The sequence below is a fragment of the Mycobacterium sp. BK086 genome (assembly GCA_004362315.1).
In the GTDB taxonomy this organism is placed as follows: domain Bacteria; phylum Actinomycetota; class Actinomycetes; order Mycobacteriales; family Mycobacteriaceae; genus Mycobacterium.
Genome location: SNWL01000003.1, coordinates 133,312 through 159,618, shown reverse-complemented (window position 1 = coordinate 159,618; position 26,307 = coordinate 133,312). Strand labels below are relative to the sequence as shown.

General features: G+C 67.8%; 29 protein-coding genes and 1 tRNA gene. 22 read left to right on the top strand and 8 right to left on the bottom strand.

The genetic code is table 11. From position 1 onward, the window contains the following. Position 1: 1 nt before the first annotated feature. The gene (locus tag EV580_RS00825; protein WP_133689265.1) at positions 2–1,336 is read right to left on the bottom strand and encodes a lipase family protein; all 1,335 of its coding nucleotides are present in this window, start codon (positions 1,334–1,336) and stop codon (positions 2–4) included. Positions 1,337–1,379: 43 nt separating this feature from the next. After that, entirely contained in the window at positions 1,380–2,072 is a 693-nt protein-coding gene (locus EV580_RS00820; protein ID WP_133689264.1) for an NUDIX hydrolase, read from the bottom strand. 49 nt (positions 2,073–2,121) lie between these two features. Here EV580_RS00820 and nadA point away from each other — a divergent pair, with 49 nt between their 5' ends. The 5 genes from nadA to EV580_RS00795 are packed head-to-tail and all read left to right on the top strand — an operon-like array spanning position 2,122 to position 6,701. Then, positions 2,122–3,171: a quinolinate synthase NadA gene (nadA, locus tag EV580_RS00815; RefSeq protein WP_133689263.1), complete on the top strand. Its 1,050-nt coding sequence runs from the start codon at positions 2,122–2,124 to the stop codon at positions 3,169–3,171. After that, complete coding sequence (locus tag EV580_RS00810; RefSeq protein ID WP_133689262.1) at positions 3,168–4,730, top strand: L-aspartate oxidase; 1,563 nt, start codon at positions 3,168–3,170, stop codon at positions 4,728–4,730. Before nadA ends, EV580_RS00810 begins: the two co-directional genes overlap by 4 nt. After that, positions 4,727–5,584, top strand: coding sequence for a carboxylating nicotinate-nucleotide diphosphorylase (nadC, locus tag EV580_RS00805; RefSeq protein ID WP_133689261.1), 858 nt, complete (start codon positions 4,727–4,729; stop codon positions 5,582–5,584). The genes EV580_RS00810 and nadC overlap by 4 nt, the downstream gene beginning before the upstream one ends. A gap of 41 nt (positions 5,585–5,625) precedes the next feature. Further along, positions 5,626–6,312, top strand: coding sequence for a hypothetical protein (locus EV580_RS00800; RefSeq protein WP_133689260.1), 687 nt, complete (start codon positions 5,626–5,628; stop codon positions 6,310–6,312). A gap of 8 nt (positions 6,313–6,320) precedes the next feature. Next, the gene (locus EV580_RS00795) at positions 6,321–6,701 is read left to right on the top strand and encodes a VOC family protein (protein ID WP_133689259.1); all 381 of its coding nucleotides are present in this window, start codon (positions 6,321–6,323) and stop codon (positions 6,699–6,701) included. On the opposite strand, the gene EV580_RS00790 is transcribed toward EV580_RS00795, so the two are convergent. Both EV580_RS00790 and rhtB read right to left on the bottom strand, forming a co-directional pair. After that, positions 6,698–7,111: a nitroreductase family deazaflavin-dependent oxidoreductase gene (locus tag EV580_RS00790; RefSeq protein WP_133689258.1), complete on the bottom strand. Its 414-nt coding sequence runs from the start codon at positions 7,109–7,111 to the stop codon at positions 6,698–6,700. The two genes, EV580_RS00795 and EV580_RS00790, sit on opposite strands and share 4 nt — an antisense overlap. A gap of 10 nt (positions 7,112–7,121) precedes the next feature. Continuing rightward, positions 7,122–7,757 (bottom strand): homoserine/homoserine lactone efflux protein, encoded by a 636-nt coding sequence (gene rhtB, locus EV580_RS00785; protein ID WP_133689257.1) that lies wholly within the window; start codon positions 7,755–7,757, stop codon positions 7,122–7,124. A 78-nt stretch (positions 7,758–7,835) separates the two neighbouring features. Between rhtB and hisD the strand changes: the two genes are divergently transcribed. From hisD to EV580_RS00735, 10 genes are all read left to right on the top strand, one after another. Further along, the gene (gene hisD / locus EV580_RS00780; RefSeq protein ID WP_133689256.1) at positions 7,836–9,164 is read left to right on the top strand and encodes a histidinol dehydrogenase; all 1,329 of its coding nucleotides are present in this window, start codon (positions 7,836–7,838) and stop codon (positions 9,162–9,164) included. Next, positions 9,161–10,270 (top strand): histidinol-phosphate transaminase, encoded by a 1,110-nt coding sequence (locus EV580_RS00775; protein WP_166654544.1) that lies wholly within the window; start codon positions 9,161–9,163, stop codon positions 10,268–10,270. The genes hisD and EV580_RS00775 overlap by 4 nt, the downstream gene beginning before the upstream one ends. Beyond that, positions 10,267–10,875, top strand: a complete 609-nt coding sequence (gene hisB / locus EV580_RS00770) for an imidazoleglycerol-phosphate dehydratase HisB (RefSeq protein WP_133689255.1) — start codon at positions 10,267–10,269, stop codon at positions 10,873–10,875. The genes EV580_RS00775 and hisB overlap by 4 nt, the downstream gene beginning before the upstream one ends. Beyond that, positions 10,872–11,492, top strand: a complete 621-nt coding sequence (gene hisH, locus EV580_RS00765; protein ID WP_133689254.1) for an imidazole glycerol phosphate synthase subunit HisH — start codon at positions 10,872–10,874, stop codon at positions 11,490–11,492. The genes hisB and hisH overlap by 4 nt, the downstream gene beginning before the upstream one ends. Then, entirely contained in the window at positions 11,493–12,227 is a 735-nt protein-coding gene (gene priA / locus EV580_RS00760) for a bifunctional 1-(5-phosphoribosyl)-5-((5-phosphoribosylamino)methylideneamino)imidazole-4-carboxamide isomerase/phosphoribosylanthranilate isomerase PriA (protein WP_133689253.1), read from the top strand. Then, positions 12,227–13,030: an inositol monophosphatase family protein gene (locus EV580_RS00755; RefSeq protein ID WP_133689252.1), complete on the top strand. Its 804-nt coding sequence runs from the start codon at positions 12,227–12,229 to the stop codon at positions 13,028–13,030. The genes priA and EV580_RS00755 overlap by 1 nt, the downstream gene beginning before the upstream one ends. Continuing rightward, positions 13,030–13,803 (top strand): imidazole glycerol phosphate synthase subunit HisF, encoded by a 774-nt coding sequence (gene hisF / locus EV580_RS00750; protein WP_133689251.1) that lies wholly within the window; start codon positions 13,030–13,032, stop codon positions 13,801–13,803. Before EV580_RS00755 ends, hisF begins: the two co-directional genes overlap by 1 nt. Continuing rightward, complete coding sequence (gene hisI, locus EV580_RS00745) at positions 13,800–14,147, top strand: phosphoribosyl-AMP cyclohydrolase (RefSeq protein ID WP_133689250.1); 348 nt, start codon at positions 13,800–13,802, stop codon at positions 14,145–14,147. The genes hisF and hisI overlap by 4 nt, the downstream gene beginning before the upstream one ends. A gap of 122 nt (positions 14,148–14,269) precedes the next feature. Further along, the gene (locus tag EV580_RS00740) at positions 14,270–15,511 is read left to right on the top strand and encodes a cytochrome P450 (protein ID WP_133689249.1); all 1,242 of its coding nucleotides are present in this window, start codon (positions 14,270–14,272) and stop codon (positions 15,509–15,511) included. Beyond that, the gene (locus EV580_RS00735; RefSeq protein WP_133689248.1) at positions 15,504–16,124 is read left to right on the top strand and encodes a TetR/AcrR family transcriptional regulator; all 621 of its coding nucleotides are present in this window, start codon (positions 15,504–15,506) and stop codon (positions 16,122–16,124) included. Before EV580_RS00740 ends, EV580_RS00735 begins: the two co-directional genes overlap by 8 nt. On the opposite strand, the gene EV580_RS00730 is transcribed toward EV580_RS00735, so the two are convergent. From EV580_RS00730 to EV580_RS00720, 3 genes are read right to left on the bottom strand one after another with little or no spacing between them, the layout of a single operon-like run. Then, on the bottom strand, positions 16,121–16,918 hold the full coding sequence (locus tag EV580_RS00730) for an ABC transporter ATP-binding protein (RefSeq protein WP_133689247.1): 798 nt from the start codon (positions 16,916–16,918) through the stop codon (positions 16,121–16,123). The genes EV580_RS00735 and EV580_RS00730 overlap by 4 nt on opposite strands. Then, positions 16,915–17,583 carry a FadR/GntR family transcriptional regulator gene (locus EV580_RS00725; protein WP_133689246.1) on the bottom strand — a complete coding sequence of 223 codons (669 nt, stop codon included), beginning with the start codon at positions 17,581–17,583 and terminating at the stop codon, positions 16,915–16,917. The genes EV580_RS00730 and EV580_RS00725 overlap by 4 nt, the downstream gene beginning before the upstream one ends. A gap of 39 nt (positions 17,584–17,622) precedes the next feature. After that, positions 17,623–18,078 carry a peroxiredoxin gene (locus tag EV580_RS00720; protein ID WP_133689245.1) on the bottom strand — a complete coding sequence of 152 codons (456 nt, stop codon included), beginning with the start codon at positions 18,076–18,078 and terminating at the stop codon, positions 17,623–17,625. Positions 18,079–18,132: 54 nt separating this feature from the next. On the opposite strand from EV580_RS00720, the gene EV580_RS00715 reads away from it, so the two are divergent. From EV580_RS00715 to lgt, 6 genes are all read left to right on the top strand, one after another. Beyond that, positions 18,133–19,653: an anthranilate synthase component I gene (locus EV580_RS00715; RefSeq protein WP_133689244.1), complete on the top strand. Its 1,521-nt coding sequence runs from the start codon at positions 18,133–18,135 to the stop codon at positions 19,651–19,653. Next, complete coding sequence (locus EV580_RS00710) at positions 19,650–20,249, top strand: TIGR02234 family membrane protein (RefSeq protein WP_133689243.1); 600 nt, start codon at positions 19,650–19,652, stop codon at positions 20,247–20,249. Before EV580_RS00715 ends, EV580_RS00710 begins: the two co-directional genes overlap by 4 nt. A gap of 66 nt (positions 20,250–20,315) precedes the next feature. Continuing rightward, the gene (gene trpC, locus EV580_RS00705; RefSeq protein ID WP_133689242.1) at positions 20,316–21,134 is read left to right on the top strand and encodes an indole-3-glycerol phosphate synthase TrpC; all 819 of its coding nucleotides are present in this window, start codon (positions 20,316–20,318) and stop codon (positions 21,132–21,134) included. Between the two features lie 36 nt (positions 21,135–21,170). Further along, positions 21,171–22,409 carry a tryptophan synthase subunit beta gene (trpB, locus tag EV580_RS00700; protein ID WP_166654543.1) on the top strand — a complete coding sequence of 413 codons (1,239 nt, stop codon included), beginning with the start codon at positions 21,171–21,173 and terminating at the stop codon, positions 22,407–22,409. Further along, the gene (gene trpA, locus EV580_RS00695) at positions 22,406–23,218 is read left to right on the top strand and encodes a tryptophan synthase subunit alpha (protein WP_133689240.1); all 813 of its coding nucleotides are present in this window, start codon (positions 22,406–22,408) and stop codon (positions 23,216–23,218) included. Before trpB ends, trpA begins: the two co-directional genes overlap by 4 nt. Beyond that, positions 23,215–24,588, top strand: a complete 1,374-nt coding sequence (gene lgt / locus EV580_RS00690; RefSeq protein WP_133689239.1) for a prolipoprotein diacylglyceryl transferase — start codon at positions 23,215–23,217, stop codon at positions 24,586–24,588. The genes trpA and lgt overlap by 4 nt, the downstream gene beginning before the upstream one ends. Before the next feature lie 13 nt (positions 24,589–24,601). Here lgt and EV580_RS00685 read toward each other — a convergent pair. Then, positions 24,602–24,686: transfer RNA gene (locus EV580_RS00685), tRNA-Leu, on the bottom strand. Positions 24,687–24,847: 161 nt separating this feature from the next. Between EV580_RS00685 and EV580_RS00680 the strand changes: the two genes are divergently transcribed. Next, positions 24,848–26,290 (top strand): HNH endonuclease signature motif containing protein, encoded by a 1,443-nt coding sequence (locus tag EV580_RS00680; RefSeq protein ID WP_133689238.1) that lies wholly within the window; start codon positions 24,848–24,850, stop codon positions 26,288–26,290. Positions 26,291–26,307: the final 17 nt, after the last annotated feature.

Genomic DNA, 26,307 nt, shown 5'->3' with positions numbered 1-26,307 from the left:
TCTACAGCGGGCGGAAGGGAACCCGGCCGCCGGTGACTACGCGGGCGACGATGCCGCCCAGGCGCATCATGCCGGCGTAGGTCATCGGGTTGAGCAGGGTCGGCCACTTGGTGCGCACGATGTGCTCGTCGATCGGGCGGCCGTTGAACCGGTCGGTCAGCCAGCGCAGGGTCATCGGAGCCGACATCGGGTGCAGCAGCATGTGCTCGCTGAACATGTCCCGGTGGTAGGTCACTTGCGCGCCGCCGGCGGAGTAGGTGTGTGCCAGGTCGTCGATGTCCTCGACGGCGATCACCGAGTCGTGCACCGCCTGCACGATCAGCACCGGCAGATCGGGCACCGACTTGCCGAGTTTGATGTTGTCGAAGACGTATTGGACCTCGGGCATCGCCAGCACGTCCTCGAGCGGCGGACCCACCAGGTTGTCCATATCGGTGCGGAACAGCCGGATGACGGCTTCTGCCGTCGTCATCCGCTCGAGCCGCCGCAGTAGCGCCTTACCGTCCTCGGTGGCGTGCTCCTCGATGACCCGATGGAGGTCGGGGTAGGTCTTGGTCAGCGCCGACACCACCAGCGCGGGCAGCGCGGCCAGGTAGGAGCCGTTGAGCCTGCGGAAGGTGTGCCCCAGGTCGCCGACTGGTGAGCCCAGCACCGCGCCGACGATGTTCAGCTCGGGCGCGTACTCGGCGTGCACTTCGGCAGCCCAGGCGCTGGCCAGCCCGCCACCGGAGTAGCCCCACAGGCCGATCTGGTTGTCCTTAGCCAGGCCGAAACGCTCGAAGCCGAGCGCGGCCCGCAATCCGTCGAGGACGGCGTAACCGGGTTCGTACGGGGCGCCCCACATGCCGTTCGGGCCCTCGTGGTCGGGGACCGACACCACCCAGCCCTCGGCTAGCGCGGCCGCGATCAGCAGGTATTCCAGCTGCGCGATCGAGCCGAGGGATTTGGCGTGCCTGCGCAGCGCATACGACGGGAAGCAGCGCGAGGCAACGGCGTCGATGGCGCATTGGTAGGAGACGACGTTGCGGACCTGGGTGGGGGTGTGGCCGGTCGGGATCAGCACCGTGGTCACGGTGGCCTGCGGCAGCCCGTTGTGGTCGGTCGTGCGATACAGCAATTGCGTGGCCCTGACCCGCTGCGGGATCAGCCCCAGAAAGCCCAGTTCCACGTCGCGAGAGCGCAGGACGGTGCCCGGTTCGGCGTGTTCGAAGCCGGCCGGAGGTTCGTAGAACGGGTCGTCGGCCGGAAGCGCAGGATGCGCGCCGCGCGTGAACGTCTCATGCGGGGCGCGCCCGATCCATTCGGGGCTGGGAGCCCCGGCGCTCACCGGATGCATTCAGACATTCTTACCTTAAGAGGGGTCTAAGAATCCAGTCGACTCACCCGGGCGGGCGCAACGCGGCAAACTCGTCGGTCACCCGGATCTGGGAGTCGGTGAAGCGATACAGGGCTGCCGGCCGGCCTCCGGTGCGGCCCGGATGGGCGGTCGTGCCGGTCGGGGTGATGACGCCGCGGCGGGCCAGAACTCGTTGCAGGTTGGTGGCGTCGACCTGGTAGCCGAGCGCGGCGCCATAGATATCGCGCAGTGTCGAGAGCGCGAATTCGGTTGGTGCCAAAGCAAATCCGATATTGGTATACGACAACTTGGCCACCAGGCGGGTCCTGGCGTATTCCACCATCGGGGCATGGTCGAACGCCATCTCCGGCAGCTCGCTCACCGGATGCCAGCGGGTGTCGGGCGGAAGCAGGGGAGTGGCGACCGACGGCACCAGCCCGAGGAATGTCGAGGCGATCGTGCGAATACCCGGGACCCGGCCCGGATCGGAGAAGACCGCGAGCTGTTCCAAGTGGGCGATCTCACGGACATCGACCTTCTCGGCGAGCTGTCGGCGTACCGAACTGGTCAGGTCCTCGTCGGCGCGCAGCCGGCCGCCGGGCAGTGACCACTTGCCCCGCTCCGGTTCCAGCGCGCGCTGCCATAACAGCACGTTAAGCGCGGGTTTACGGGAGTGTGCGTCGCCAACCTGGAATACAACGGCGAGCGCTTCGTGTTCGGTGCTAGTATTGGGCACGTTTTCGATTGTAAGTCGAAAACCTCGGAAGTGAGACTAGGAGGCGGAAATGACCGTCTTGGATCGTGCTGACGCTGTCGATAGCGGCCTTGTCGCCCGCATCACCGACGGGCCCGGTGGTTACACCGGGGTGAACGGTGACGAGGAATGGGCCGCCGAGGTGCGCCGCCTGGCCACCTTGCGCAACGCGACCATTCTGGCTCACAACTATCAGTTGCCGGCCATTCAGGACGTCGCCGACCACGTCGGTGACTCGCTGGCGCTGTCCCGGATCGCGGCCGAGGCCGCCGAAGAGACCATCGTGTTCTGCGGCGTGCACTTCATGGCCGAGACCGCCAAGATCCTCAGCCCCGAGAAGACGGTTCTGATCCCCGACCAGCGGGCCGGCTGTTCACTGGCTGACTCCATCACCGCGGAGGACCTGGCCGGCTGGAAAGACGAGCACCCCGGTGCGGTCGTCGTGTCGTATGTGAACACCACCGCGGCGGTGAAGGCGCTCACCGACATCTGCTGCACGTCCTCCAATGCCGTCGAGGTGGTGGCCTCCATTCCCGCCGACCGTGAGGTGCTGTTCTGCCCGGACCAGTTCCTGGGTGCCCACGTCCGCCGGATGACCGGACGCACCAACCTGCACATCTGGGCCGGTGAGTGCCACGTGCACGCGGGTATCAACGGTGATGAGCTGGCCGACCAGGCCCGCACCCACCCCGATGCCGAACTGTTCGTGCACCCCGAATGTGGTTGCGCGACTTCCGCGTTGTACCTCGCCGGTGAGGGGGCCTTCCCGGCCGACCGAGTCCACATCCTGTCCACCGGTGGCATGCTCGACGCCGCCAAGGCCTCCAACGCCAAGCAGGTTCTGGTCGCCACCGAGGTCGGCATGCTGCACCAGTTGCGCCGTGCCGCACCGGGTATCGACTTCCAGGCCGTCAACGACCGGGCGTCCTGCAAGTACATGAAGATGATCACCCCGGCGGCGCTGCTGCGCTGCCTGGTCGAGGGTGCCGACGAGGTCGACGTCGATGTTGATACTGCGGCCGCCGCTCGACGCAGCGTGCAGCGCATGATCGAGATCGGTCAGCCCGGCGGCGGGGAATGACCCGCTCGTTCGCCTGCGGCGCCGGCGCAGGCGGAGTCGACTGGCAGCAGCGTGCCGACGTCGTCGTGATCGGGACCGGGGTAGCGGGATTGGCAGCCGCCCTGGTCGCGCACCGAAAGGGCAGCCGCACAGTCGTTTTGAGTAAGGCCCCCGACACCGCGACGTTCTACGCGCAGGGCGGGATCGCCGTGGTGCTGCCGCACACCGACGATTCTGTGGACGCCCACGTCCGCGACACCGTGGCGGCGGGTGCGGGGCTGTGTGATCCCGACGCGGTGCGGTCCATCGTCGCCGACGGCTACCGGGCGGTGGCCGACCTGGTCGACGACGGTGCGCGTTTCGACGAGAGCACCCCCGGGCAGTGGGCGCTCACGAGAGAAGGTGGCCACTCCCGGCGTCGGATCATCCACGCCGGCGGCGATGCCACCGGTGCCGAGGTGCAGCGCGCACTGGACCACGCCGCCGCCACCCTGGACATCCGGCGCAATCATGTTGCGCTGCAGGTGCTTCACGACGGTACGGCGGTCACCGGCGTACTGGTCCGCAATGCCGACGGGCTCGGTATCGTGCACGCGCCGTCGGTCATCCTGGCCACCGGCGGGCTCGGTCATCTCTACCGCGCCACCACCAACCCCGAAGGCTCCACCGGCGACGGCATCGCGCTGGCACTCTGGGCCGGTGTGGGCGTCACCGATATCGAATTCGTCCAGTTCCATCCGACGATGCTGTTCGACCGCAACGGTTCCGGGCGCCGCCCGCTGATCACCGAGGCGCTGCGCGGCGAAGGTGCGGTACTTCGCGACGCTCGTGGCGAACCGATGACGGCGCACCATCCGATGGGTGACCTCGCCCCGCGCGATGTCGTCGCCGCAGCCATCGAAGCGCGTCTTCGCGAGACCGGCGACGAGTGCGTCTTCCTCGATGCGCGCGCCGTCGCCCGCTTCTCCCAACGGTTCCCGACGGTGACGGCGGCCTGCCGCGCCGCCGGCATCGACCCCACCCGCGAGCCGATCCCCGTCGTTCCCGGTGCGCACTACAGTTGCGGCGGCGTCGCCACCGACGTGTCCGGTCGCACCGACCTGCCCGGCCTGTTCGCCGCCGGTGAGGTGGCCCGCACCGGCATGCACGGAGCCAACCGGCTGGCTTCGAACAGCCTGCTGGAAGGGCTGGTCGTCGGTGGTCGCGCCGGACGTGCCGCCGTCGAGCACGCGGGCGATGCGGGCACCCCGATGGCGAAAGCCGAGGAGCTGAACCACACTGCGCTCGACCGGAAGGTACTGCAGGCCGCGATGACCGACTACGCCTCGGTGGTCCGCGATGCCGCCGGGCTGCGTCGCCTCACCGACAGGCTCGCCGACGCGACACCGCGAGCGATGACCACCCGCGCCGCCGCCGAGGACGTCGCACTCACGGTCACGGCCCGCGCCGTCGCTGCAGCGGCCTTGGCCCGCACCGAATCTCGTGGTTGTCACCATCGCGGCGACCACCCCGATACCGATCCGGCCCAGGGGTTCAGCCGCACCCTGCACGGGGACCACGCGGAGGCGTGCCTGCGATGAAACTGACCGACGACGAGCTCGCCGAAGCTCGTATCACGATCCTGCGCGGCCTCGATGAGGATCTGCGCTACGGGCCCGATGTCACCACGCTGGCCACCGTGCCGGCGGACGCCACCACCGTCGCGTCGCTGGTGTCCCGGGAGCCCGGCGTCGCCGCCGGCATCGACGTGGCCTTACTCGTTCTCGACGAGGTGCTCGGCGAGGCGGGGTACCGGGTGGTCGACCGCGTCGACGACGGGACCCGGTTGGAGCCAGGTGCCGCGCTGCTTCGGGTAGAAGCCCCGACCCGCGGGCTGCTGACGGCCGAGAGGACCCTGCTGAACCTGGTCTGTCACCTGTCCGGCATCGCGACCGCCACCGCGGCCTGGGTGGATGCCGTCGAGGGAACCAAGGCTCAGATCCGCGACACCCGCAAAACCCTGCCCGGGCTGCGGGCGCTGCAGAAGTACGCCGTACGGCTCGGCGGCGGGGTCAATCACCGGATGGGCCTCGGCGACGCCGCGCTGATCAAGGACAACCACGTGGCCGCGGCCGGTTCGGTGGTGGCCGCCCTGCGGGCTGTGCGAGCGGCCGCGCCCGATCTGCCGTGCGAGGTCGAGGTGGACACTCTGGAGCAGCTCGACGATGTCCTGGCCGAGGACGTGCAGCTGATCCTGCTCGACAACTTCCCTGTCTGGCAGACCCAGATCGCCGTGCAGCGCCGCGACGCCAATGCCCCCGGTGTGCAGCTCGAGTCCTCCGGTGGCCTATCCCTGGACAGCGCCGCGGATTACGCCGGCACAGGGGTGGACTTCCTGGCGGTCGGGGCGTTGACTCACTCAGTGCGAGTTCTCGACGTGGGGCTGGACCTGTGAGATGTAAAGCGCCGCTTGCGGCAATCGTGACGGTAGCCGGGATGGTGCTCGCGCCTGTCGCGTCCGCTGAACCGAACGATTCTGGCTCGGCGCGCAATGCCGGCGACAGCTCCTCGGCAAAACCAACGCGCACTGCCGCCACCGAGGCCAAGGCATGGCAGGACCTCGAGAGCAGGACCGCTATGAAGGCCGACGCCTTGGCCAAAGCACAGGAACAGGCCCTCGCGAGGCGACTCGAGACGGCGCAATTGGACGCCGATGTTCAGAGCAAGTTTTCGGCGCTCCAGCAGCTCAGCTCGGCTCAGTCGACCGTCGCAATAGAGGCATCCGACGCCGATGACGAAGCTGCGGTTCTCACCGCTCTCGATACCAACGACACCGGGGCCGCACTCGCTCAGCTCGCGCAGGACGCCCAGGGCCGACAGGCGCTGGTGGCCGAAAAGAGGTCGCAGGCCAGTGAATTCGCCGACCAAGCACAGCAAAGTGCGGCCATCGTGCAGGGAGTCGGCCAGATAATGAGTTCGCTGGATGCGATGGACGCGGTGCAGCAGTATGACTACGACAAGACCAGCGAGATCCTCGAGAAGAGGGCACAGGCCGTCGACCCTCTGTCGCAAGCCGAACTCAAACAGCAGATGATGGATATCCAACAAGAAGTCCGGGACAAGATCGAAGCGATCGCGGCCGAGCAGGCGAACGCCTTTCAAGGGATCGCAAAGAACATCTAGGAGTCGCCATGGCGGGAACCGCACGGCTGGGCGCGATTTCGATCGATTGCGTCGACCCGGCCGCACTCGGTGAGTTCTATCGGGAGATGCTCGGCCTCGAAGAGATGATGACCTCGCCGGACTTCGTCGCACTCAAGGGTGCGGGCAGCGTGTTCCTGACGTTCCAGCGCGTCGCCGACCATCGGGTGGCCGACTGGCCAGAGGGCCCGGTGCCCAAGCAGCTCCATCTGGAGCTTGCGGTGTCCGACCTTAATGCCGAGGAGACCCGCATCATCGGGCTCGGTGCGACGAAGGCGGACGTGCAGCCTCAGCCGGACAACTGGCGGGTTCTCATCGACCCCGCCGGTCACCCGTTCTGCATCACGAACCTGATTCCCGAAGACGCCTAGGCGATATCGGCGACGAACGCGCCGACGCCACCCTTCACACCCCGGCGGGCAACACCGGGCAGCGACGGGTCGTCGGTACCCGCGGGCACGACGCGCGGGTTGACCAGGTGCAGAGTCTTGCGTCCGTGCCGGATATCGGCCTCGCCGGCGGCCAGGACGTTCTTGACCCAGTTGGTCTTGCCATGGCCGAGCATGATCGCGAGGGTGTCGCCCTTGCGGAAGGCCGACACCACGGTCTCGTACTGGGTGCCGGAGGTGCGGCCGCGATGGGAGATGACCGACATTCCCGGCATGTACTTGGCCAGCGGCTTCATCACGGGGTTGAAGTACTTGATCTGGAAGTTCTCGAACCAGACCGGGAACCGCATGGGCACCCCGGGCGCGTTGTTCGGATGATCCTTGGTCGACATGGCGCCCACGTTAGGCGGCAGCGCCCCGGCGCACCAGGGACAGCACCACCGCGGCCGTCGCGAACAGGCCCGAGAACGTCCGGTTCATCGCCCGCTGCTGGCGCGGCGTGCGCAGCCAGCCCAGCAGTCGGGCCGCCAGCCCCGTATAGGCACCCATGACGACGAGGTCGACGACCACCATCGTCGCGCCGATCGCCAGATATTGGGGGAGCAGCGGAGCCGTCGGAACGACGAACTGCGGCAGCACAGCGAGCAGGAACACCAGCCCCTTGGGGTTGGTGACGTTGACCAGGCACCCGCGCACCAGCAGGGACCATCGTCCGCCGCCGGCGTCCACGCTGACCTGTTGATCCAGGTCAAAGGGCGTGCTGCGCCATTGGCGGACGGCCAGGTAGATCAGGTAGACCACGCCGATCCACTTGATGACGGTGAACGCGACCACCGATTGCGCCACCGCGGCGCCCAGCCCGACGGCGACCGCCGCCAGCTGCAGCATCAGGCCGATCTCGAGCCCGGTGATGCTCCAATATCCGCGGCGCAGGCCGTACGCCAGACCGGTCGCCATGGACTGAATCGCACCGGCGCCCGGCGAGACACTGATGACGATCGCGGCGCCGACGAAGGCCAGCCACAGCTCCCATTGCATAACGGCAGTATCCGGGCCGCGGCGACTCGCGCTCAATCGATTTTTATTCGGGTGCACCGATCGGGGACAATTGAACCGATGACCAGCTTCGCCATGAATCGGATCGACCTGCGTGGTCGCACGCTGACCGCCGCTCAACTGCGCGCGGCGCTGCCGCGCGGCGGTGTGGACGTCGACGCGGTGGTGCCCAAGGTCCGGCCGATCGTCGACGACGTCGCCGAACGCGGCGCGGTGGCCGCGCTGGAGTACGGCGAACAGTTCGACGGGGTCCGGCCCCCGACCGTGCGTGTGCCCGCCTCCGCCTTGGCCGACGCGCTGGCCGGGCTGGACCCCGAGGTGCGCGCCGCGCTCGAAGTCGCCATTGAGCGCACCCGGATCGTGCACGCCGACCAGCGTCGTGCTGACACCACCACGACCCTGGCGCCCGGCGCCTCGGTCACCGAGCGGTGGGTTCCGGTCGAGCGGGTCGGCCTGTACGTGCCGGGCGGCAACGCCGTCTATCCGTCGAGCGTCGTGATGAACGTGGTGCCCGCCCAGACCGCAGGCGTCGACTCGCTGGTGATCACCAGCCCACCGCAGGCCGAGTTCGGCGGCCTGCCGCACCCCACCATTCTCGCGGCGGCAGCGCTGCTGGGCGCCGACGAGGTCTGGGCCGTCGGCGGTGCCCAGGCCGTCGCGCTGCTGGCGTACGGCGGCACCGACACCGACGGCACCGAGCTGGCTCCCGTCGACATGGTCACCGGGCCGGGCAATATTTACGTGACCGCCGCCAAGCGGATCTGCCGCTCGCAGATCGGCATTGACTCCGAGGCGGGCCCCACCGAGATCGCGATCCTGGCCGACCACACCGCTGATCCGGTGCACATCGCTGCCGACCTGATCAGCCAGGCCGAGCACGACGTGTTGGCCGCCAGCGTGTTGGTGACCGACAGCGCGGAACTGGCCGAGGCCACCGAAACCGAACTGGCCGCGCAGCTGACCACCACCAAGCACCGCGAACGCGTGACCGAGGCGCTGCGTGGGCGCCAGTCGGGCATCGTCCTGGTCGACGACATCGACACCGGCGTGCGCGTCGTGAACGCTTATGCCGCTGAACATCTGGAGATCCAGACCGCCGATGCCGCCGAGGTCGCGGGCCGGATCCGCGCGGCCGGGGCAATTTTCGTCGGCCCGTGGTCGCCGGTCAGCCTGGGTGACTACTGTGCGGGGTCCAACCACGTGCTGCCCACCGCGGGCTGCGCCAGGCACTCCAGTGGCCTGTCGGTGCAGACCTTCCTGCGCGGTATTCACGTCGTCGACTACACCGAGGCGGCGCTCAAGGACGTCTCCGGACATGTCATCACCCTGGCCAAGGCCGAGGACTTGCCCGCGCACGGCGAAGCGGTCCGGCGGAGGTTCGAGCGATGACCGTGCCAGGAGCTCAGGTGAGCTTGGCGGATCTGCCGCTGCGCGACGATCTGCGCGGCAAATCTCCCTATGGCGCACCGCAACTCGATGTGCCGGTTCGACTGAACACCAACGAGAACCCGCACCCGCCGAGTCGGGCGCTGGTCGAGGACGTCACGCGCTCGGTCGAAGCCGCCGCCGCCGACCTGCACCGTTATCCCGACCGGGATGCCGTCGAGCTGCGCCGCGACCTGGCTGCCTACCTGCGAGCCCAGACCGGTGTGGAGCTGCAGACCGAAAATCTTTGGGCGGCAAACGGATCCAACGAGATCCTGCAACAGTTGCTGCAGGCATTCGGTGGGCCGGGCCGTAGTGCGATCGGTTTCGTGCCGTCGTACTCGATGCACCCGATCATTTCCAACGGCACCCAGACCGAGTGGATCGAGTCGGTGCGCGCGGCCGACTTCAGTCTCGATGCCGACACCGCGGCGACCGTCATCGCCGCCCGCGACCCCGACGTGGTGTTCGTCGCCAGCCCGAACAATCCGTCCGGACAGAGCATTCCGCTCGAGGACCTGCGCCGGCTGCTGGACGCCATGGGCCACGGCATCCTGATCGTCGACGAGGCCTACGGCGAATTCTCCAGCCAGCCCAGCGCGGTCGCGCTGATCGACGAGTACCCGAGCCGGCTCATCGTCAGCCGAACGATGAGCAAGGCGTTCGCGTTCGCCGGCGGGCGGCTGGGCTACCTGGTCGCGGCACCGGCGATCATCGACGCCGTGCTGCTGGTCCGCCTGCCCTACCACCTCTCGGTGGTCACCCAGGCCGCCGCCAGGGCCGCGCTGCGCCACGCCGACGACACCCTTGGCAGCGTCGCGACGCTGATCGCGGAGCGGGAGCGGGTCTGTGCCGCGCTGACCGAACTCGGGTTCCGCGTCATCCCCAGTGACGCGAACTTCGTGCTGTTCGGCGAATTCGCCGACGCCGCAGCGGCCTGGCAGAAGTATCTCGATGACGGTGTCTTGATCCGCGACGTCGGGATACCCGGATACCTGCGCACCACAATCGGATTGGCCGACGAGAACGACGCGTTCCTTGCCGCCAGCGCCAAAATAGGAGCACCATGAGCCGCACCGCAAAGGTCGAGCGCAAGACCCGCGAGTCCGACATCGTCGTCGAGCTCAACCTCGATGGGACCGGGGATGTCAGCGTGCACACCGGGATTCCGTTCTTCGACCACATGCTGACCGCGCTGGGCACCCACGCCAGCTTCGACCTGGCCATCTCCGCCAAGGGCGACGTCGACATCGAGGGCCACCACACCATCGAGGACACCGCGATCGTGCTGGGCACCGCGCTGGGTCAGGCACTGGGTGACAAGAAGGGCATCCGCCGATTCGGCGATGCCTTCATCCCGATGGACGAGACACTGGCGCACGCCGCCGTCGACGTATCCGGCCGGCCCTACTTCGTCCACACCGGGGAACCGGATTACATGGTCGATTTCACGATCGCCGGCTCCACCGTGCCTTACCACACGGTGGTCAATCGGCACGTGTTCGAGTCGCTGGCGTTCAATGCCCGGATCTCCCTGCATGTGCGGACCCTCTACGGTCGCGACCCGCACCACATCACCGAGGCCGAGTACAAGGCGGTGGCCAGGGCGCTGCGGCAGGCCGTCGAGCCCGATCCGCGGGTGTCGGGCGTGCCGTCCACCAAAGGCTCACTGTGACAGCCAAATCCGTCGTGGTTCTGGACTACGGCTCGGGCAACCTGCGCTCGGCGCAGCGGGCGCTGGAACGCGTCGGCGCCGACGTCGAGGTGACCGCCGACGCGCAGCGCGCGCTGAATGCCGACGGGTTGGTCGTTCCAGGCGTCGGTGCCTACGAGGCCTGCATGACCGGGCTGCGGGGGATCGGCGGGGAGCAGATCATCGCCGAGCGGGTGGCCGCCGGCCGGCCGGTGCTCGGCGTGTGTGTGGGTATGCAGATCCTGTTCGCCCGGGGTGTGGAGTTCGGGGTCGAGTCGACGGGCTGCGGTCAATGGCCTGGATCGGTCACCAGGCTCGACGCGCCGGTGATCCCGCACATGGGCTGGAACGTGGTCGACGCGGCGCCGGGCAGCCTGCTGTTCAAGGGATTCGACGCCGACACCCGGTTCTACTTCGTGCACTCCTACGCCGCACAGAAGTGGGAAGGCGCACCCGATGCGCTGCTGACCTGGGCGGACCATCACGTGCGGTTCTTGGCCGCCGTCGAAGACGGTCCGTTGTCGGCCACACAGTTTCATCCGGAGAAGAGCGGCGACGCCGGTGCGGCGCTGCTCGCGAATTGGGTTGAGGGGCTTTAAGTGCCACTGATTTTGTTGCCTGCCGTCGACGTCGTCGAGGGTAAGGCGGTGCGCCTGGTGCAAGGCAAGGCCGGCAGCGAGACCGAGTACGGCTCGGCGCTGGACGCCGCGCTCACCTGGCAGCGTGACGGCGCCGAGTGGATCCACCTGGTGGACCTCGACGCCGCGTTCGGCCGCGGGTCCAACCGCGAACTGCTCGCGGAGGTGGTCGGGCAGCTCGACGTCAAAGTCGAACTCTCCGGTGGCATCCGCGATGACGAGTCACTCAAGGCGGCGCTGGCCACCGGGTGCGCCCGGGTCAACATCGGTACCGCCGCGTTGGAGAACCCGCTGTGGTGTGCCGCCGCGATCGCGGAGTACGGCGACAAGGTCGCGGTCGGGCTGGACGTCCAGATAGTCGAGGGCGAGCACCGGCTGCGCGGCCGCGGCTGGGAGACCGACGGCGGCGACCTGTGGCATGTGCTGGAACGCCTTGACAGCGAAGGCTGTTCGCGGTTCGTCGTCACCGACGTCACCAAGGACGGCACGCTCACCGGACCCAACCTCGACCTGCTCGAGGGGGTTGCTGAGTGCACGGACGCACCGGTCATCGCCTCCGGCGGGGTGTCCAGCCTGGACGACCTGCGTGCGATCGCGACCCTGACCGACAGCGGTGTTGAGGGTGCGATCGTTGGAAAAGCCCTCTACGCCGGCCGATTCACGCTGCCGGAGGCACTTGCCGCGGTGAGCCAGTAGTGGATCTCGACACCCTGGTGGCCCAGGCGGCGGTGATCTTGGACGAGGTGTCCAAACCGTTCATCGCAGGACATCGGGCTTCCTCGGCTGTGCAGAAGAAGGGCAACGACTTCGCCACCGAGGTTGATCTGGCCATCGAACGGCAGGTTGTCGCCGCGCTGGAGTCGGTGACCGGGATCGGGGTGCACGGTGAAGAGTTCGGCGGGGCCGCAATCGATTCGGAGCTGGTCTGGGTCCTCGATCCGATCGACGGCACATTCAATTACGCCGCGGGTTCGCCGATGGCCGCGATCCTGCTCGGGCTGTTGCGTGACGGCGAACCGGTCGCGGGCCTGACCTGGCTGCCGTTCACCGACCAGCGCTACAGCGCGGTGGTGGGCGGCCCGGTGTACTTCAACGGCGTCGCCCAGCCGCCGATCGGGCACAGCGAGATCGGGCAGTGCGTGATCGGTTTCGGCACCTTCAACGTCGACTGGCGCGGCCGGTTCCCCGGTCGCTACCGGCTTGCGGTGCTGGAGAATCTGAGCCGGGTGTGCTCGAAGATGCGGATGCACGGTGCCACCGGTGTCGACATCGCCTACGTGTCGGCCGGAATCATGGGCGCGGCCATCAGCTTCGGCGACCACATCTGGGATCACGCCGCCGGAGTCGCGCTCGTGCGCGCCGCCGGCGGCGTCGTCACCGACCTGTCGGGTCAGCCATGGACGCCGTCGTCTCGCTCGGCGCTGGCGGCAGCACCCGGCGTGCACGCCACCGTTATGGAGATCCTGGACAGGGTCGGACCTCCGGAGGATTACCTGTAATGGACGTCGCCGTACGCGTGATTCCCTGCCTGGACGTCGATGCCGGGCGGGTGGTCAAGGGCGTCAACTTCGAAAACCTGCGTGACGCAGGCGATCCCGTCGAGCTTGCCGCCGCCTATGACGCCGAGGGCGCCGACGAGCTGACGTTCCTGGACGTCACCGCGTCGTCGTCTGGGCGCGCGACCATGCTGGACGTCGTGCGCCGCACCGCCGAGCAGGTCTTCATCCCGCTGACCGTCGGCGGGGGAGTGCGTTCGGTGGCCGATGTCGACATGCTGCTGCGTGCCGGCGCGGACAAGGTGTCGGTGAACACCGCGGCGATCGCTCGCCCTGAGCTGCTGGCCGAGTTGTCGCGGCAGTTCGGTTCGCAGTGCATCGTGCTGTCGGTGGACGCCCGCACAGTGCCCGAGGGCTCGGCGCCCACGCCGTCTGGCTGGGAGGTCACCACCCACGGTGGGCGGCAGGGGACCGGTATCGACGCGGTCGAATGGGCAACGCGTGGAGCCGAACTCGGCGTCGGCGAAATCCTGCTGAACTCGATGGACGCCGACGGCACCAAGGCCGGTTTTGACCTGAAGATGCTCAGGGCGGTCCGCAAGGCCGTCACGGTGCCGGTGATCGCCAGCGGCGGTGCCGGGGCGGTGGACCACTTCGCGCCGGCGGTGGAATCCGGTGCCGACGCGGTGCTCGCGGCCAGCGTCTTCCACTTCCGCGAACTCACGATCGGTGAGGTCAAGGCCGCGATGGCGGCCGAAGGGATCACGGTCCGATGAGCCTCGACCCCGATATCGCCAAGCGCCTCAAGCGCGATGCCAACGGTCTGTTCGCGGCGATCGTGCAGGAGCACGGCAGCGGCGACGTGCTGATGGTGGCGTGGATGGACGACGACGCGTTGGCGCGCACGCTGGAGACTCGCGAAGCCACCTACTTCTCGCGCTCTCGCGGCGAGCAGTGGATCAAGGGCGCGACATCGGGGCACACCCAGCACGTGCACTCGGTGCGACTGGACTGCGACGGCGATGCGGTGTTGCTCGAAGTCGACCAGGTCGGGGGAGCCTGTCACACCGGCGACCACAGCTGCTTCGACGCCGACCAGCTGCTGGCTCCGGAGAACTAACCCGCTACCGACGTTCTTCTTCAAAATGTATGACCACAGCGGATCGCTGTAGGCCGTCATTGACGCATTCGCAATAGTGGTCATACACTCGCGGTAGAAATGTCCGTCAACGAGAGATTGCGATGACTGCTACCAGCGTCTTCGAAGCCGGCCTGCCCACCATCAGTTACGACATGACCGCTACGCCGAATGACATCTTCGACGATCTTCGCAGCGCGCAATCGCGCTCGCCCATCGCGATCGGCCCCCTCGGTCCGGAGATTCTGTCGTACGAGTTGGCTCGAGACATGCTTCGCGACAACAGATTCCGCCTGCCGCCCGGTATCACGCTGGCGGCGCAGGGCATCACGTCTGGCCCGCTGTACGAGAAGTTGACGAATAGCCTTCTGGGGCTGGAGGGCGCACCGCATATCCGATTGCGCAAGCTGGTCGCCAAGGCGTTCACTCCGCGCGCGACGTCCCGCCTTTCCGACACCATTCACGAGGTGATGAACGGGCTGATCGATCGGGTGATGGACGCCGGACAGTGCGACGTCGTCCCCGATATCGCGCGTCGCTACCCGACTCCGATCATCTGCGCGCTACTCGGAGCGCCCAGCGAGGATTGGCAGTTGTTCGCGGATTGGACCGAGGAGATCTTCAAAGCCTTCAACTTTCAGCCAGACGCCGCGTTCGACGAGTCCGAGATCATGCGTGCGTGGGGCGAACTCGACAATTACGTCGACGGCATGGTTGCCGCTCGCCGGGACAATCTGACCGACGACCTGGTGTCGGAGCTCATCCGCGCGGAAAGTGACGGCGAGCGGCTGAACCTCGAGGAACTCCGCGGACTGGTGGCCGGCTTCTTGATGGCGGGAACGGACACCACACGAAACCAACTCGCGGCGTCGGTGCAGGTGCTCTGCGAGCATCCGGATCAGTGGGCGGCGCTACGCGACCAACCGGAACTTGCCATGCAGGCGGTCGAGGAGAGCATGCGGCACTCGCCGGCCGCCTGCATCGTGCCGCGGGCGGCCGTCGAGGATGCGGAGTTCGGTGGGTACCTGTTCCCGGCCGGAACCTTTGTCCTCGTGAATACCTTTGCCGCCAACCGTGATCCAGCGATCTATGACGACGCTGACCGGTTCGACATCACCCGAAGCGACGTGCCGGCGATCCTGACGTTCGGCGGCGGCGCCCATTACTGCCTTGGGGCGAACCTGGCGCGTCGGGAGCTGGCGGAGGCGCTGGTGGTCCTCACTCGCCGCCTGCCTGCGGTGCATCGCGCCGGTCCGGCCCCGTGGAAGTCTGTGTTGGGAATGACGGGTCCGACAACACTTCCCATCGAGTTCGACGCCGAAGTGCTTGTGACAGCGGATGCGTAGTCGCGGCTGGGCCGGGTCCACCCCCGCCACGGATGAGGAGGCTATCGCCCGCATTCTCGACGCGGTGGACGAGGTCGTCGCCGAACATGGATCGGCGATACGCCTTGCCGATGTCGCCCGCACGCTCGGTGTGACTCGCCAGACGGTGTACCGCTATTTCCCGAACGCCGATGCGCTGCTCATCGCCAGCTCGATGCGAGCGGTCGACGGATTCATCGACCAGGTCGTCGAACATGTCCGCGGGCTCAGCGACCCGGTCAGTGCCGTCGTGGAGAGTGTGTCGTTCGGGATCGAGAACCTCGTCGGCGATCCGCAGTTGGAGAATGTGTTGACCCGGCGTCAGGAGGGTGAAGCCGTCGCCTCGCTGACGTCCGACACGGCGATCACCTTCTGCTTGTCCGTCTTTCACCGCTTCGATGTGGACTGGGCAGTTCACGGCTTTGACGCCACGGCACTGCGCGATCTCTGTGAAATGACCGCGCGCACTGTGCAATCCCTCTTGACCGACCCCAGGCGGGCTTCGCAGGATGGCGCCGAACTACGCCGTTTCCTCGGGCGATGGCTCGGTCCGGCGATTCTCTATCCGCGGATGATGTCGCTGTCCAAGTACTAGACGTCGATCGCGCTGGCCTTCGCCCGCGCCGTCCAACGGCCTTCGTCGTACCCCACCGCGATCGGATGCGAGAACGCGGCGGTCACGTTGTCCGTCGAAATCGTCTCGCGCGCCGGGCCGCTGGCCACGGTGCGGCCGTCGGCGATGAGCAGCGCGTGCGTCGTGGTGGTCGGCAGCTCTTCGAGGTGATGGGTCACCAAGATCGACGCGACGTCGGGATGTGTCTGGTCCAGCGTGTCGATCGTCTCCAGCAGCTGTTCACGTGCCGCGACGTCAAGACCCGTTGTCGGCTCGTCCAGCAGCAGCAGCTTCGGTTCTGAAACCAGCGCTCGCGCAATGAGAGCGCGGCCCCGCTCGCCCTGGGACAAGGTCGGCCACACATTGTCGGCCTTGCGTGTCATCCCCACCGCGGCGATCATCGCGTCGGCCCGCTCTGCCTCGGTGGCGGTCGGGGTCCAGCGCATCGGAATGTCGATGGTCGCGGTGATGCCGGTCAGCACCACCTCGCGCACGGTCAGCGAATACTGCAGCCGGTGACGGGGATTCACGTGTCCGATCGAGTGCCGCAGCACGGCCAGATCGGTTCGCCCCATCTGGCTGCCCAAGATCGTCACCGCGCCGGTCGTCGGGAACGTCACCGCCGCGCAGAATCCGAGCAGCGTGCTCTTGCCTGCACCGTTGGGCCCCAACAACGCCCAGTGTTCACCCGCGTTCACGGTCAGGGAGATGCCGTCGATGATCTGCTTGCCGTCGCGACGGAACGTCACGTCGTCGAGCTCCAAAACCGGTGTCACGAGTAGGAATCCTTCAGCGAGCTCAGATGCGATCTGCTGGCCGCGGCGGCTGAGACCGGATCGCGGTCGGCGATGGCATCCGCGAGTTGCTGATGAGCGAGATGATCCTCGTCTTCGGGAACCGGCCGGATCTTGAGCATGTCGATCATCGCCTGCCGCAACCGGGGGAGGAACGCGTCGAACAGCTGCGTCAGCACGTCGTTGTGGGCTGCCGCGACCACCGCCCGGTGAAACGCGGCGTCGGCGTCGACGTGGTCGGGCACCGATTGGCCCGTCACACCGCGAGCCGCCAGGGTGCGGCGAATGGCGCGAAGGTCCGACGGTGTTCGCCGGACGGCCGCGAGTGCCGCGGCCTCGGCCTCGATCGCGATCCGCGCCTCGATCACGGCGGCGATGGTCGTGCGCCGCAGGATGGTGTCCCAATCCTCGGTGACCTCGAGCGCAGTGACGAAAACCCCTGCGCCCTGACGACTGTCGAGCACACCCTTGCCCGCGAGCTCGCGGATCGCCTCGCGCAGTGTGGAACGGCCGACGCCCAGTTGTGCGGCCAGCGTCGTCTCACCGGGAAGTCGGTGTCCCAGCGGCCATTCACCGTTGCGAATGCGAGTCATCAACAACGCAGCCGTCTGTGCCGCCAGTGGATGACGCTGTACCTGAGTGACCACGACGAACTCCTCAACTTGTCTGAGGAGTAGCGTACGCGGTCAGCGAGACCGCAGAACCTCCAGCGCCTTGTCGGCGTGGGCGTCCATGTTGACCTCGCTGGAGATGACCTCCAGGACGGTGCGGTCGGTGTCGATGATGAACGTCGTGCGCTTCACCGGGATCAGCTTGCCCAGCAGCCCGCGCTTGACGCCGAACGACGTCGCGACGGCACCGTCGGCATCGGACAGCAGCGGGTAGTCGAAACTCTGGGAGTCGGCGAACCGGGCCTGCTTCTCGACGGCGTCGGTACTGATGCCGACCCGGCTGGCGCCCAGCGCGGCGAACTCGGAGCCCAGGTCCCGGAAATGACAGGCTTCCTTGGTGCAGCCGGGCGTCATCGCGGCGGGATAGAAGAACAGGGCGATCGGCCCGTCGGCCAGCAGGCTCGTCAGTGAGCGCACGGTGCCGGTCTGATCCGGCAGTTCGAAGTCCGCAACCCGGTCTCCACGTTTCATGGGGAGCAGGCTACGCCGGTCAAACGCGGCCAGCGGGTCTGGGAGGATGTATCGGTGCAATCCAACCTCGCCGCCACCACCACACGCGAGGAGTTCCGTGCGCTCGCCGCCGAACACCGCGTGGTGCCGGTGACCCGCAAGGTGCTCGCGGACAGTGAGACACCGTTGTCGGCGTACCGGAAACTGGCCGCCAACCGGCCCGGAACCTTCCTGCTCGAGTCCGCCGAGAACGGGCGCTCGTGGTCGCGTTGGTCGTTCATCGGGGCCGGGGCACCGTCCGCACTCACAGTTCGTGACGGCGAAGCGGTCTGGCTGGGCGCCACCCCGCAGGACGCGCCCACCGGCGGCGATCCGCTGCAGGCGCTGCACCAGACGATGGCGCTGCTGTCCACCGGCCCGCTGGCGGGTATGCCGCCGCTGTCGGGCGGCATGGTCGGGTTCTTCGCCTACGACGTCGTCCGGCGCCTGGAACGGTTGCCAGAACTGGCCGTCGACGACCTCGGCCTGCCGGATATGTTGCTGCTGCTGGCCACCGATCTGGCCGCCGTCGACCATCACGAGGGCACGATCACCCTGATCGCCAACGCGGTGAACTGGAACGGCACCGACGAGCGCGTCGACTGGGCGTACGACGATGCCGTCGCCCGCCTCGACGTGATGACCGAGGCGTTGAGCCAGCCGCTGCCGTCGTCCGTGGCGACGTTCTCCCGGCCGCAACCGCGGCACCGCTCGCAGCGCACTCCCGAGGAGTACAGCGCGATCGTCGAGCGACTGGTCAAGGAGATCGAGGCCGGTGAGGCCTTCCAGGTGGTGCCGTCGCAGCGCTTCGAGATGGACACCGCCGTCGACCCGATCGACGTGTACCGGATGCTGCGGGTCACCAACCCCAGCCCGTACATGTATCTGCTGCATGTCCCGGATGAGGCTGGGGGAACGGCGTTTTCGATTGTCGGCTCCAGCCCGGAGGCGTTGGTGACGGTCAAGGACGGCTGGGCCACAACGCATCCGATCGCCGGAACGCGGTGGCGCGGTCAGACCGAGGAAGAGGACCAGCTGCTGGAGAAGGAACTGCTGGCCGACGAGAAGGAACGCGCCGAGCACCTGATGCTGGTCGACCTCGGCCGCAACGATCTGGGCCGGGTGTGTGTACCGGGCACCGTGCGTGTGGAGGACTACAGCCACATCGAGCGTTACAGCCACGTCATGCATCTGGTGTCGACGGTCACCGGCCTGCTCGCCGACGGTCGTACGCCGCTGGACGCCGTCACGGCGTGCTTCCCGGCCGGCACCCTGACCGGTGCGCCGAAGGTGCGGGCCATGGAGCTCATCGAAGAGGTCGAGAAGACCCGCCGCGGTCTCTACGGCGGTGTCGTCGGCTACCTGGATTTTGCGGGCAATGCCGACTTCGCGATCGCGATCCGTACCGCCCTGATGAGCAAGGGCACCGCGTACGTGCAGGCCGGCGGCGGTGTGGTGGCCGACTCCAACGGGCCGTACGAGTACACCGAGGCGTCGAACAAGGCCAAGGCGGTGCTCAGCGCGATCGCGGCCGCGGAAACGCTCGGCGCGCCGTGATCCGCATCGGGCAGCTGCTGCTGGTCGTGTCGGCACTCCTGCTGTGGGTGGCCTCGCGGATGACGTGGGTGTCGGTGACGTCCTTCGACGGCCTCGGCCAGCCCAAGACCGTCACGCTGACCGGTGCCGCCTGGTCCAACGCCCTGATCCCGCTGGCGGTGCTGCTGCTGGCGGCCGCGGTGGCCGGGCTCGCGGTGCGGGGCTGGGGGCTACGGGCGGTCGCGCTGCTGGTCGCCGTGGTGACGCTGCTGCTGGGCTATCTCGGCGTCAGCCTGATCATCACGCCTGACGTCGGACCGCGTGGCGCCGACCTGGCCCAGCTGCCGGTGGCGTCGCTGGTGGCCAGCGAGCGGCACGTCACCGGCGCCGGCCTGACCATTGCCGCGGCGGTCTGTGCGCTGGTCGCCGCCGTGCTCTTGATGCGGTCGGCCGGCTCCGGGCGGGGCGCCACGGCCAAATACGCCGCGCCCGCGGCCCGCCGCAACGCCGTACACAGCGAGGACGGTGACCCGGCGATCTCCGAGCGGGGCATGTGGGACGCCCTGGACGAGGGTGTCGATCCCACCGAGCGACGCCCCGACACCGAGGGTCGGTGACGAATGCGTGGCGTACTACGACTACCCTTTCAGGGACATCAGCGCGCGAGAAGGGATCCGCTTCGCATGAGTTCGGCGACCGTGCTCGACTCCATCATCGAGGGAGTGCGCGAAGACGTTGCCGCCCGTGAGGCGATCGTTCCGCTGGCCGAGGTCAAGGCAGCTGCCGAGGCCGCTCCGGCTCCGCTGAATGTGCTGGCCGCACTGCGCGCGCCGGGCATCGCCGTCATCGCCGAAGTGAAGCGCGCCAGCCCATCCCGTGGCCAGCTCGCCAACATCGCCGATCCCGCCGAGTTGGCCCGCGCCTACGAGAGCGGCGGAGCCCGGGTGATCAGCGTGCTGACCGAGGAGCGTCGTTTCCACGGTTCACTCGCCGACCTGGACGTGGTACGTGCCGCCGTGCGAATTCCGGTGCTGCGCAAGGACTTTATCGTTCGGCCGTATCAGATCCACGAGGCAAGGGCGCACGGCGCGGACATGCTGCTGCTGATCGTGGCCGCACTCGAGCAGCCGGCGCTGGAGTCGCTGTTGGAGCGCACCGAATCGCTGGGCATGACCGCGCTGGTCGAGGTGCACACCGAGGAGGAGGCCTCCCGGGCACTGGAAGCCGGCGCCAAGGTGATCGGTGTCAACGCCCGCGACCTCAAGACATTGGAAGTCGACCGGGACTGCTTCGCGCGGATCGCGCCGGGGCTGCCGTCCGACACCATCCGGGTCGCCGAGTCCGGCGTGCGCGGCACCGGTGATCTGCTGGCATACGCCGGCGCGGGGGCGGACGCCGTGCTGGTCGGTGAGGGCCTGGTGACCAGTGGGGATCCACGCAGCGCCGTCGCTGACCTGGTGACCGCAGGAGCCCACCCTTCCTGCCCGAAACCCGCCCGCTGAGTCGTGGCTGACACCTCCACCCCGAACGTGCCGCGCATGAGTGCGGCCGTCGCCGAGCCCACGGTCCACGATCCCGACGTTCGCGGCCACTTCGGTGTCTTCGGCGGCCGCTACGTGCCCGAGGCGCTGATGGCCGTCATCGAGGAAGTGACGGCCGCCTACGAAAAGGCCCGCACCGACCAGGAATTCCTCGATCGGCTGGACAATCTGCAGACCCACTACGCCGGGCGTCCGTCGCCGCTCTACGAGGCGGTCCGGCTGGGCGAACACCTCGGCGGGGCGCGGGTGTTCCTCAAGCGCGAAGACCTCAACCACACCGGGTCGCACAAGATCAACAACGTGCTGGGCCAGGCGCTGCTGGCCCAACAGATGGGCAAGACCCGGGTGATCGCCGAGACCGGCGCTGGCCAGCATGGCGTCGCGACCGCGACGGCCTGTGCGCTGCTCGGTCTGGAGTGCGTGATCTATATGGGCGCGGTGGACACCGCGCGCCAGGCGCTGAACGTGGCGCGGATGCGGCTGCTGGGCGCCGAGGTGGTGTCGGTGGAGTCCGGGTCCAAGACGCTCAAGGACGCCATCAACGACGCCTTCCGCGACTGGGTCACCAACGCCGACAACACCTACTACTGCTTCGGGACCGCGGCCGGACCGCACCCGTTCCCGACTATGGTCCGCGACTTCCAGCGGATCATCGGGATGGAGGCGCGGGCGCAGATTCTGGAGCAGGCCGGCCGGCTGCCCGACGTGGTGGCCGCGTGCGTCGGTGGCGGGTCCAATGCGATCGGTATCTTCCACCGGTTCATCGACGATCCCTCGGTGCGCCTCGTCGGGTTCGAGGCCGCGGGCGATGGTGTCGAAACCGGAAGGCATGCAGCGACTTTCACCGGCGGGACGCCGGGTGCGTTCCAGGGTTCGTACTCGTACCTGTTGCAGGACGAAGACGGCCAGACCATCGAATCGCATTCGATCTCGGCCGGACTGGACTACCCGGGTGTCGGCCCCGAGCACGCGTTCCTCAAGGATCTCGGCCGCACCGAGTACCAGCCGATCACCGATACCGAGGCGATGGACGCGTTCCGCCTGCTGTGCCGCCTGGAAGGGATCATCCCGGCGATCGAATCGGCGCACGCGGTGGCCGGCGCGGTGAAGCTCGCCGCCGAGCTGGGCCCCGGGTCGATCATCCTGGTCAATCTGTCGGGCCGCGGTGACAAGGACGTGGAGACGGCGGCCAAGTGGTTCGGGCTGTTCGACAAGTCCGGCCCGGGAGCCTCATGACGGTTCAGCACAGCCAATCCGGGCGGCTGGGTTCGGTCTTTTCGGCATGCCGCGACCAGCGGCGGGCCGCGTTGATCGGCTACCTGCCGACCGGCTATCCCTCCGTTGACGTCTCGATCGACGCGTTGGTGGCGCTGGTCGAATCCGGTTGCGACATCGTCGAAGTCGGCGTTCCGTACTCCGATCCGGGCATGGACGGACCGGTGATCGCGACGGCCACAGAAGCCGCGCTGCAGGGCGGAGTCCGCGTTCGCGACACCTTGCGTGCGGTGGAGGCCATCAGTGCCGCCGGCGGCAACGCGGTGGTCATGACTTACTGGAATCTGATGCTGCACTACGGGATTGACGCGTGGGCACGCGATCTCGCGTCGGCCGGGGGACTAGGCATGATCACCCCGGATCTTATTCCCGACGAGGCCGACGAATGGATGGCCGCGTCCGAAGCCCACGACTTGGACCGGATCTTCCTGGTGGCGCCGTCGTCGACCCCGGAGCGGCTGGCCAAAACCGTGGAGGCTTCGCGCGGATTCGTCTACGCGGCGTCGACCATGGGTGTGACAGGTGCCCGCGACGTGGTGTCCAGTGCGGCGCCCGAACTGGTGCAGCGGGTCAAGGAGGTCTCCGACATTCCGGTGGGGGTCGGACTCGGTGTGCGCTCGCGTGAGCAGGCCGCCGAGATCGCGGCGTTCGCAGAGGGCGTGATCGTCGGCTCGGCGCTAGTGTCGGCCCTGACCGATGGGTTGGCGGCAGTGCGGACGCTGACCGAAGAGTTGGCCGTGGGTGTGCGACAGAAGGTGCCTGCTTCGTGACGACAACCGTGTTGGCTTATTTCCCGAGCCCGCCGCAGGGTGTGTGGCATCTGGGCCCGGTCCCGATCAGGGCCTACGCGCTGTGCATCATCGCGGGCATCATCGCCGCGCTGGTGATCGGCGACCGCCGCTGGGCGGCACGCGGCGGCGAGCGGGGCGTCATCTACGACATCGCGTTGTGGGCGGTGCCGTTCGGTCTGATCGGTGGCCGGCTCTACCACCTGATGACCGACTGGAGAACGTATTTCGCCGAGGGCGGCGCGGGTATCGGTGCGGCACTTCGGATCTGGGACGGCGGCCTCGGCATCTGGGGTGCGGTTGCACTTGGCGGCGTCGGGGCATGGATTGCCTGCCGGCGCAGGGGGATTCCGCTGCCGGCGTTCGGCGATGCGATCGCTCCGGGCATTATCCTGGCGCAGGCGATCGGCCGCCTCGGCAACTACTTCAACCAGGAGTTGTACGGGCGCGAAACGACGCTGCCGTGGGGGCTGGAGATCTTCTACCGGCGCGACTCGTCGGGAATGGTCGATGTCCATTCGCTGGATGGGGTGTCGACGGGCCAGGTTGCCTATGTGGTGCAGCCGACGTTCCTGTACGAGCTGTTGTGGAACGTCGCAGTGTTCGTCTTCCTGATCTGGATAGACCGTCGGTTCAAGATCGGCCACGGTCGCCTGTTCGCGGCGTATGTGGCGGCGTACTGCATCGGCCGGTTCTGGGTCGAGCTGTTGCGCGACGACACGGCGACCCACATCGCCGGCATCCGGGTGAACTCGTTCACGTCGGTGTTCGTGTTCATCGGCGCGATCGTGTACATCCTGCTGGCGCCCAAGGGCCGCGAAGATCCGGCGACGCTGGGTGGCAAGCAGGTCAGCAGCGGGCCCGATGATGAGGAATCGCCGGCCGAGAAGATGGCCGAGGACTTGGTCGCCGTCGCCACGGGCGGTGGTATCGCCGCCGCGGTGACCGTCGCGGCCGAACACGACACCGAAGACGCCGCAGCCGCCGGCGATGTCGAGGAGCCTGCGGCGGAGCCGGAAGCCGAGCCCGAACCCGAACCGGAGGCCGAGGCGGAGCCCGAAGCCGAGCCGGAGGCAGAAGCCGAGCCGGAGCCGGAGGCAGAAGCAGAGCCGGAGGCTGAAGCTGAGCCCGAAGCTGAGCCCGAGCCGGAACCCGAGCCCGAGCCTGAACCGCAGCCCGAGCCCGAGCCCGAGCCGGAACCCGAGCCCGAGCCCGAGCCGGAACCCGAGCCAGAGCCGCAGCCCGAGCCCGAGCCCGAACCCGTCCCCGCAGCAGCTCCGCCCGCGCAGCGACGCGAATTCCGCGCCGTCGTCCGTCGTGTTCTCTGGGGCGTCGAAGTCCACCGCGACTGACGCGGCTTGCAAGTACCTGAGGAGGGACTCGAACCCTCATGGCCTCACGGCCGCTGCGCTCTGAACGCAGTGCGTCTACCAAATTCCACCACTCAGGCCCGGGGCGCGGAGGGGCGTGCCCTCCGCTAACTAAGTAGCAGCGAGGACAGGCTCAAGCGGAACCCAGACATGGGCGCGACCGTATCAGGCGATCGTTTTCGTGCTCCACCCATTTTCGCCGCCGCTGAACTTGTCGTCCGGCTATGGCATACTCGAACACATGTTCGATCATTGGCCCGGCGAGTACGCCGAGCTGCCCGATACGCCGCGGTCACGCGAGCTGATCGGTCGGCTCACCAATGTGTCGCGGCTGGAGAACGTGGCCGCCGCTCAGCGGCTGCGGATCATCGCCGACGTCTTCGAGATGCGCCGCGAATCGCTTGGCGAGCGCGAGGACTGGGCCGTGGATACCTGGAAAGCGGTTGGCGCGGAGGTCGCAGCAGCACTGCGGCTGAGCCTGAGTAAAGCCAACAGCTACATGAACTATGCGCTGGCCATGCTGCGCCTACCAGCCGTGGCCGCTGTCTTCGAAGCGGGAGACATCGACGTCCGCTTGTATCAGACGATCGTCTACCGCACTCATCTCGTCACCGACACCGACGCCATGGCAGAAATCGACGCCGAGCTCGCGGCGCACGTCGGCCGCTGGCCGTCGATGACCCGAGGCAAGCTCGCGACCGAGATCGACGACGTTGTGGTTCAACACGATCCCGATGCGGTCCGCCGGATACACGACCGTGGGACTGATCGTGACGTCACGTTCTGGGAGTCCAGCGACGGTTACATCGACCTCACCGCTCGCCTGTCGGCCGCCAACGGCGCGGCGCTGAAGAAGCGGATTGACGCCATGGCCAAGTCTGTCTGCGAGACGGATCCTCGAACGGTCGGCCAACGTCGTGCCGACTCTTTGGGGGCGCTCGGCTTAGGGGCGGAGCGGCTGACCTGTGAATGTGGTGAGTCTGACTGCCCCGCAACCGAATCGCCTACCGGCTCGGTCGTCATCCATGTCGTCGCCGACCAGGCGACGCTCGACGGCACGGCCAACAAACCTGCCTACGTGCTCGACACCGGAGAGCTGATCTCCCCGCAGCTGCTGGCCGAGCTCAAAGCGAAGGCCCGTGAGCGCCCGGTGGTCATTCCGTGCGACGAGCCACCGTGCCCCAGCTATCACCCGTCGCGGGCACTCGCGGACTTCGTGCGGTGCCGCGATCTCACCTGCCGGGCTCCGGGCTGCGACAAGCCCGCGACCCACTGCGACATCGACCACACGGTGCCGTGGCCCTACGGCGGGACAGACGCGTCCAACCTCAAATGCCTGTGCCGTGATCACCACATCATGAAGACCTTCTGGGGCTGGAAAGACCAACAGCTACCAGATGGCACCGTGATCTGGACCCTTCCCGACGGCGAAACCTATGTGACGACGCCGGGCAGTGTGGTGCTCTTTCCCGCGCTGATGACACCGACCGGTCCGGCGGCGACCCCGCCTCCCGCGGAGCATCGCTGCGGCGACAGGTCGGTGATGATGCCCAGGCGCCGGACCACCCGAGCGCAGAACCGCGCCCACCACATCGCGGCCGAGCGGGCCCGCAACCGGGCGCAACGCGTACCAGCGGTTGGTCCGGGCCCGCCGGGCTCGGATGACGACGCGCCACCCTTCTAGGTTGGCCCCCGCTCTGG

Excerpts from the sequence above, each read along its gene's own strand:
- EV580_RS00825 (WP_133689265.1), bottom strand. The coding sequence starts at position 1,336 with ATGCATCCGGTGAGCGCCGGGGCTCCCAGCCCCGAATGGATCGGGCGC.
- nadA (WP_133689263.1), top strand. The coding sequence starts at position 2,122 with ATGACCGTCTTGGATCGTGCTGACGCTGTCGATAGCGGCCTTGTCGCC.
- EV580_RS00810 (WP_133689262.1), top strand. The coding sequence starts at position 3,168 with ATGACCCGCTCGTTCGCCTGCGGCGCCGGCGCAGGCGGAGTCGACTGG.
- nadC (WP_133689261.1), top strand. The coding sequence starts at position 4,727 with ATGAAACTGACCGACGACGAGCTCGCCGAAGCTCGTATCACGATCCTG.
- EV580_RS00800 (WP_133689260.1), top strand. The coding sequence starts at position 5,626 with ATGGTGCTCGCGCCTGTCGCGTCCGCTGAACCGAACGATTCTGGCTCG.
- EV580_RS00795 (WP_133689259.1), top strand. The coding sequence starts at position 6,321 with ATGGCGGGAACCGCACGGCTGGGCGCGATTTCGATCGATTGCGTCGAC.
- EV580_RS00790 (WP_133689258.1), bottom strand. The coding sequence starts at position 7,111 with ATGTCGACCAAGGATCATCCGAACAACGCGCCCGGGGTGCCCATGCGG.
- rhtB (WP_133689257.1), bottom strand. The coding sequence starts at position 7,757 with ATGCAATGGGAGCTGTGGCTGGCCTTCGTCGGCGCCGCGATCGTCATC.
- hisD (WP_133689256.1), top strand. The coding sequence starts at position 7,836 with ATGACCAGCTTCGCCATGAATCGGATCGACCTGCGTGGTCGCACGCTG.
- EV580_RS00775 (WP_166654544.1), top strand. The coding sequence starts at position 9,161 with ATGACCGTGCCAGGAGCTCAGGTGAGCTTGGCGGATCTGCCGCTGCGC.
- hisB (WP_133689255.1), top strand. The coding sequence starts at position 10,267 with ATGAGCCGCACCGCAAAGGTCGAGCGCAAGACCCGCGAGTCCGACATC.
- hisF (WP_133689251.1), top strand. The coding sequence starts at position 13,030 with ATGGACGTCGCCGTACGCGTGATTCCCTGCCTGGACGTCGATGCCGGG.
- hisI (WP_133689250.1), top strand. The coding sequence starts at position 13,800 with ATGAGCCTCGACCCCGATATCGCCAAGCGCCTCAAGCGCGATGCCAAC.
- EV580_RS00740 (WP_133689249.1), top strand. The coding sequence starts at position 14,270 with ATGACTGCTACCAGCGTCTTCGAAGCCGGCCTGCCCACCATCAGTTAC.
- EV580_RS00735 (WP_133689248.1), top strand. The coding sequence starts at position 15,504 with ATGCGTAGTCGCGGCTGGGCCGGGTCCACCCCCGCCACGGATGAGGAG.
- EV580_RS00720 (WP_133689245.1), bottom strand. The coding sequence starts at position 18,078 with ATGAAACGTGGAGACCGGGTTGCGGACTTCGAACTGCCGGATCAGACC.
- trpC (WP_133689242.1), top strand. The coding sequence starts at position 20,316 with ATGAGTTCGGCGACCGTGCTCGACTCCATCATCGAGGGAGTGCGCGAA.
- trpB (WP_166654543.1), top strand. The coding sequence starts at position 21,171 with ATGAGTGCGGCCGTCGCCGAGCCCACGGTCCACGATCCCGACGTTCGC.
- trpA (WP_133689240.1), top strand. The coding sequence starts at position 22,406 with ATGACGGTTCAGCACAGCCAATCCGGGCGGCTGGGTTCGGTCTTTTCG.
- EV580_RS00680 (WP_133689238.1), top strand. The coding sequence starts at position 24,848 with ATGTTCGATCATTGGCCCGGCGAGTACGCCGAGCTGCCCGATACGCCG.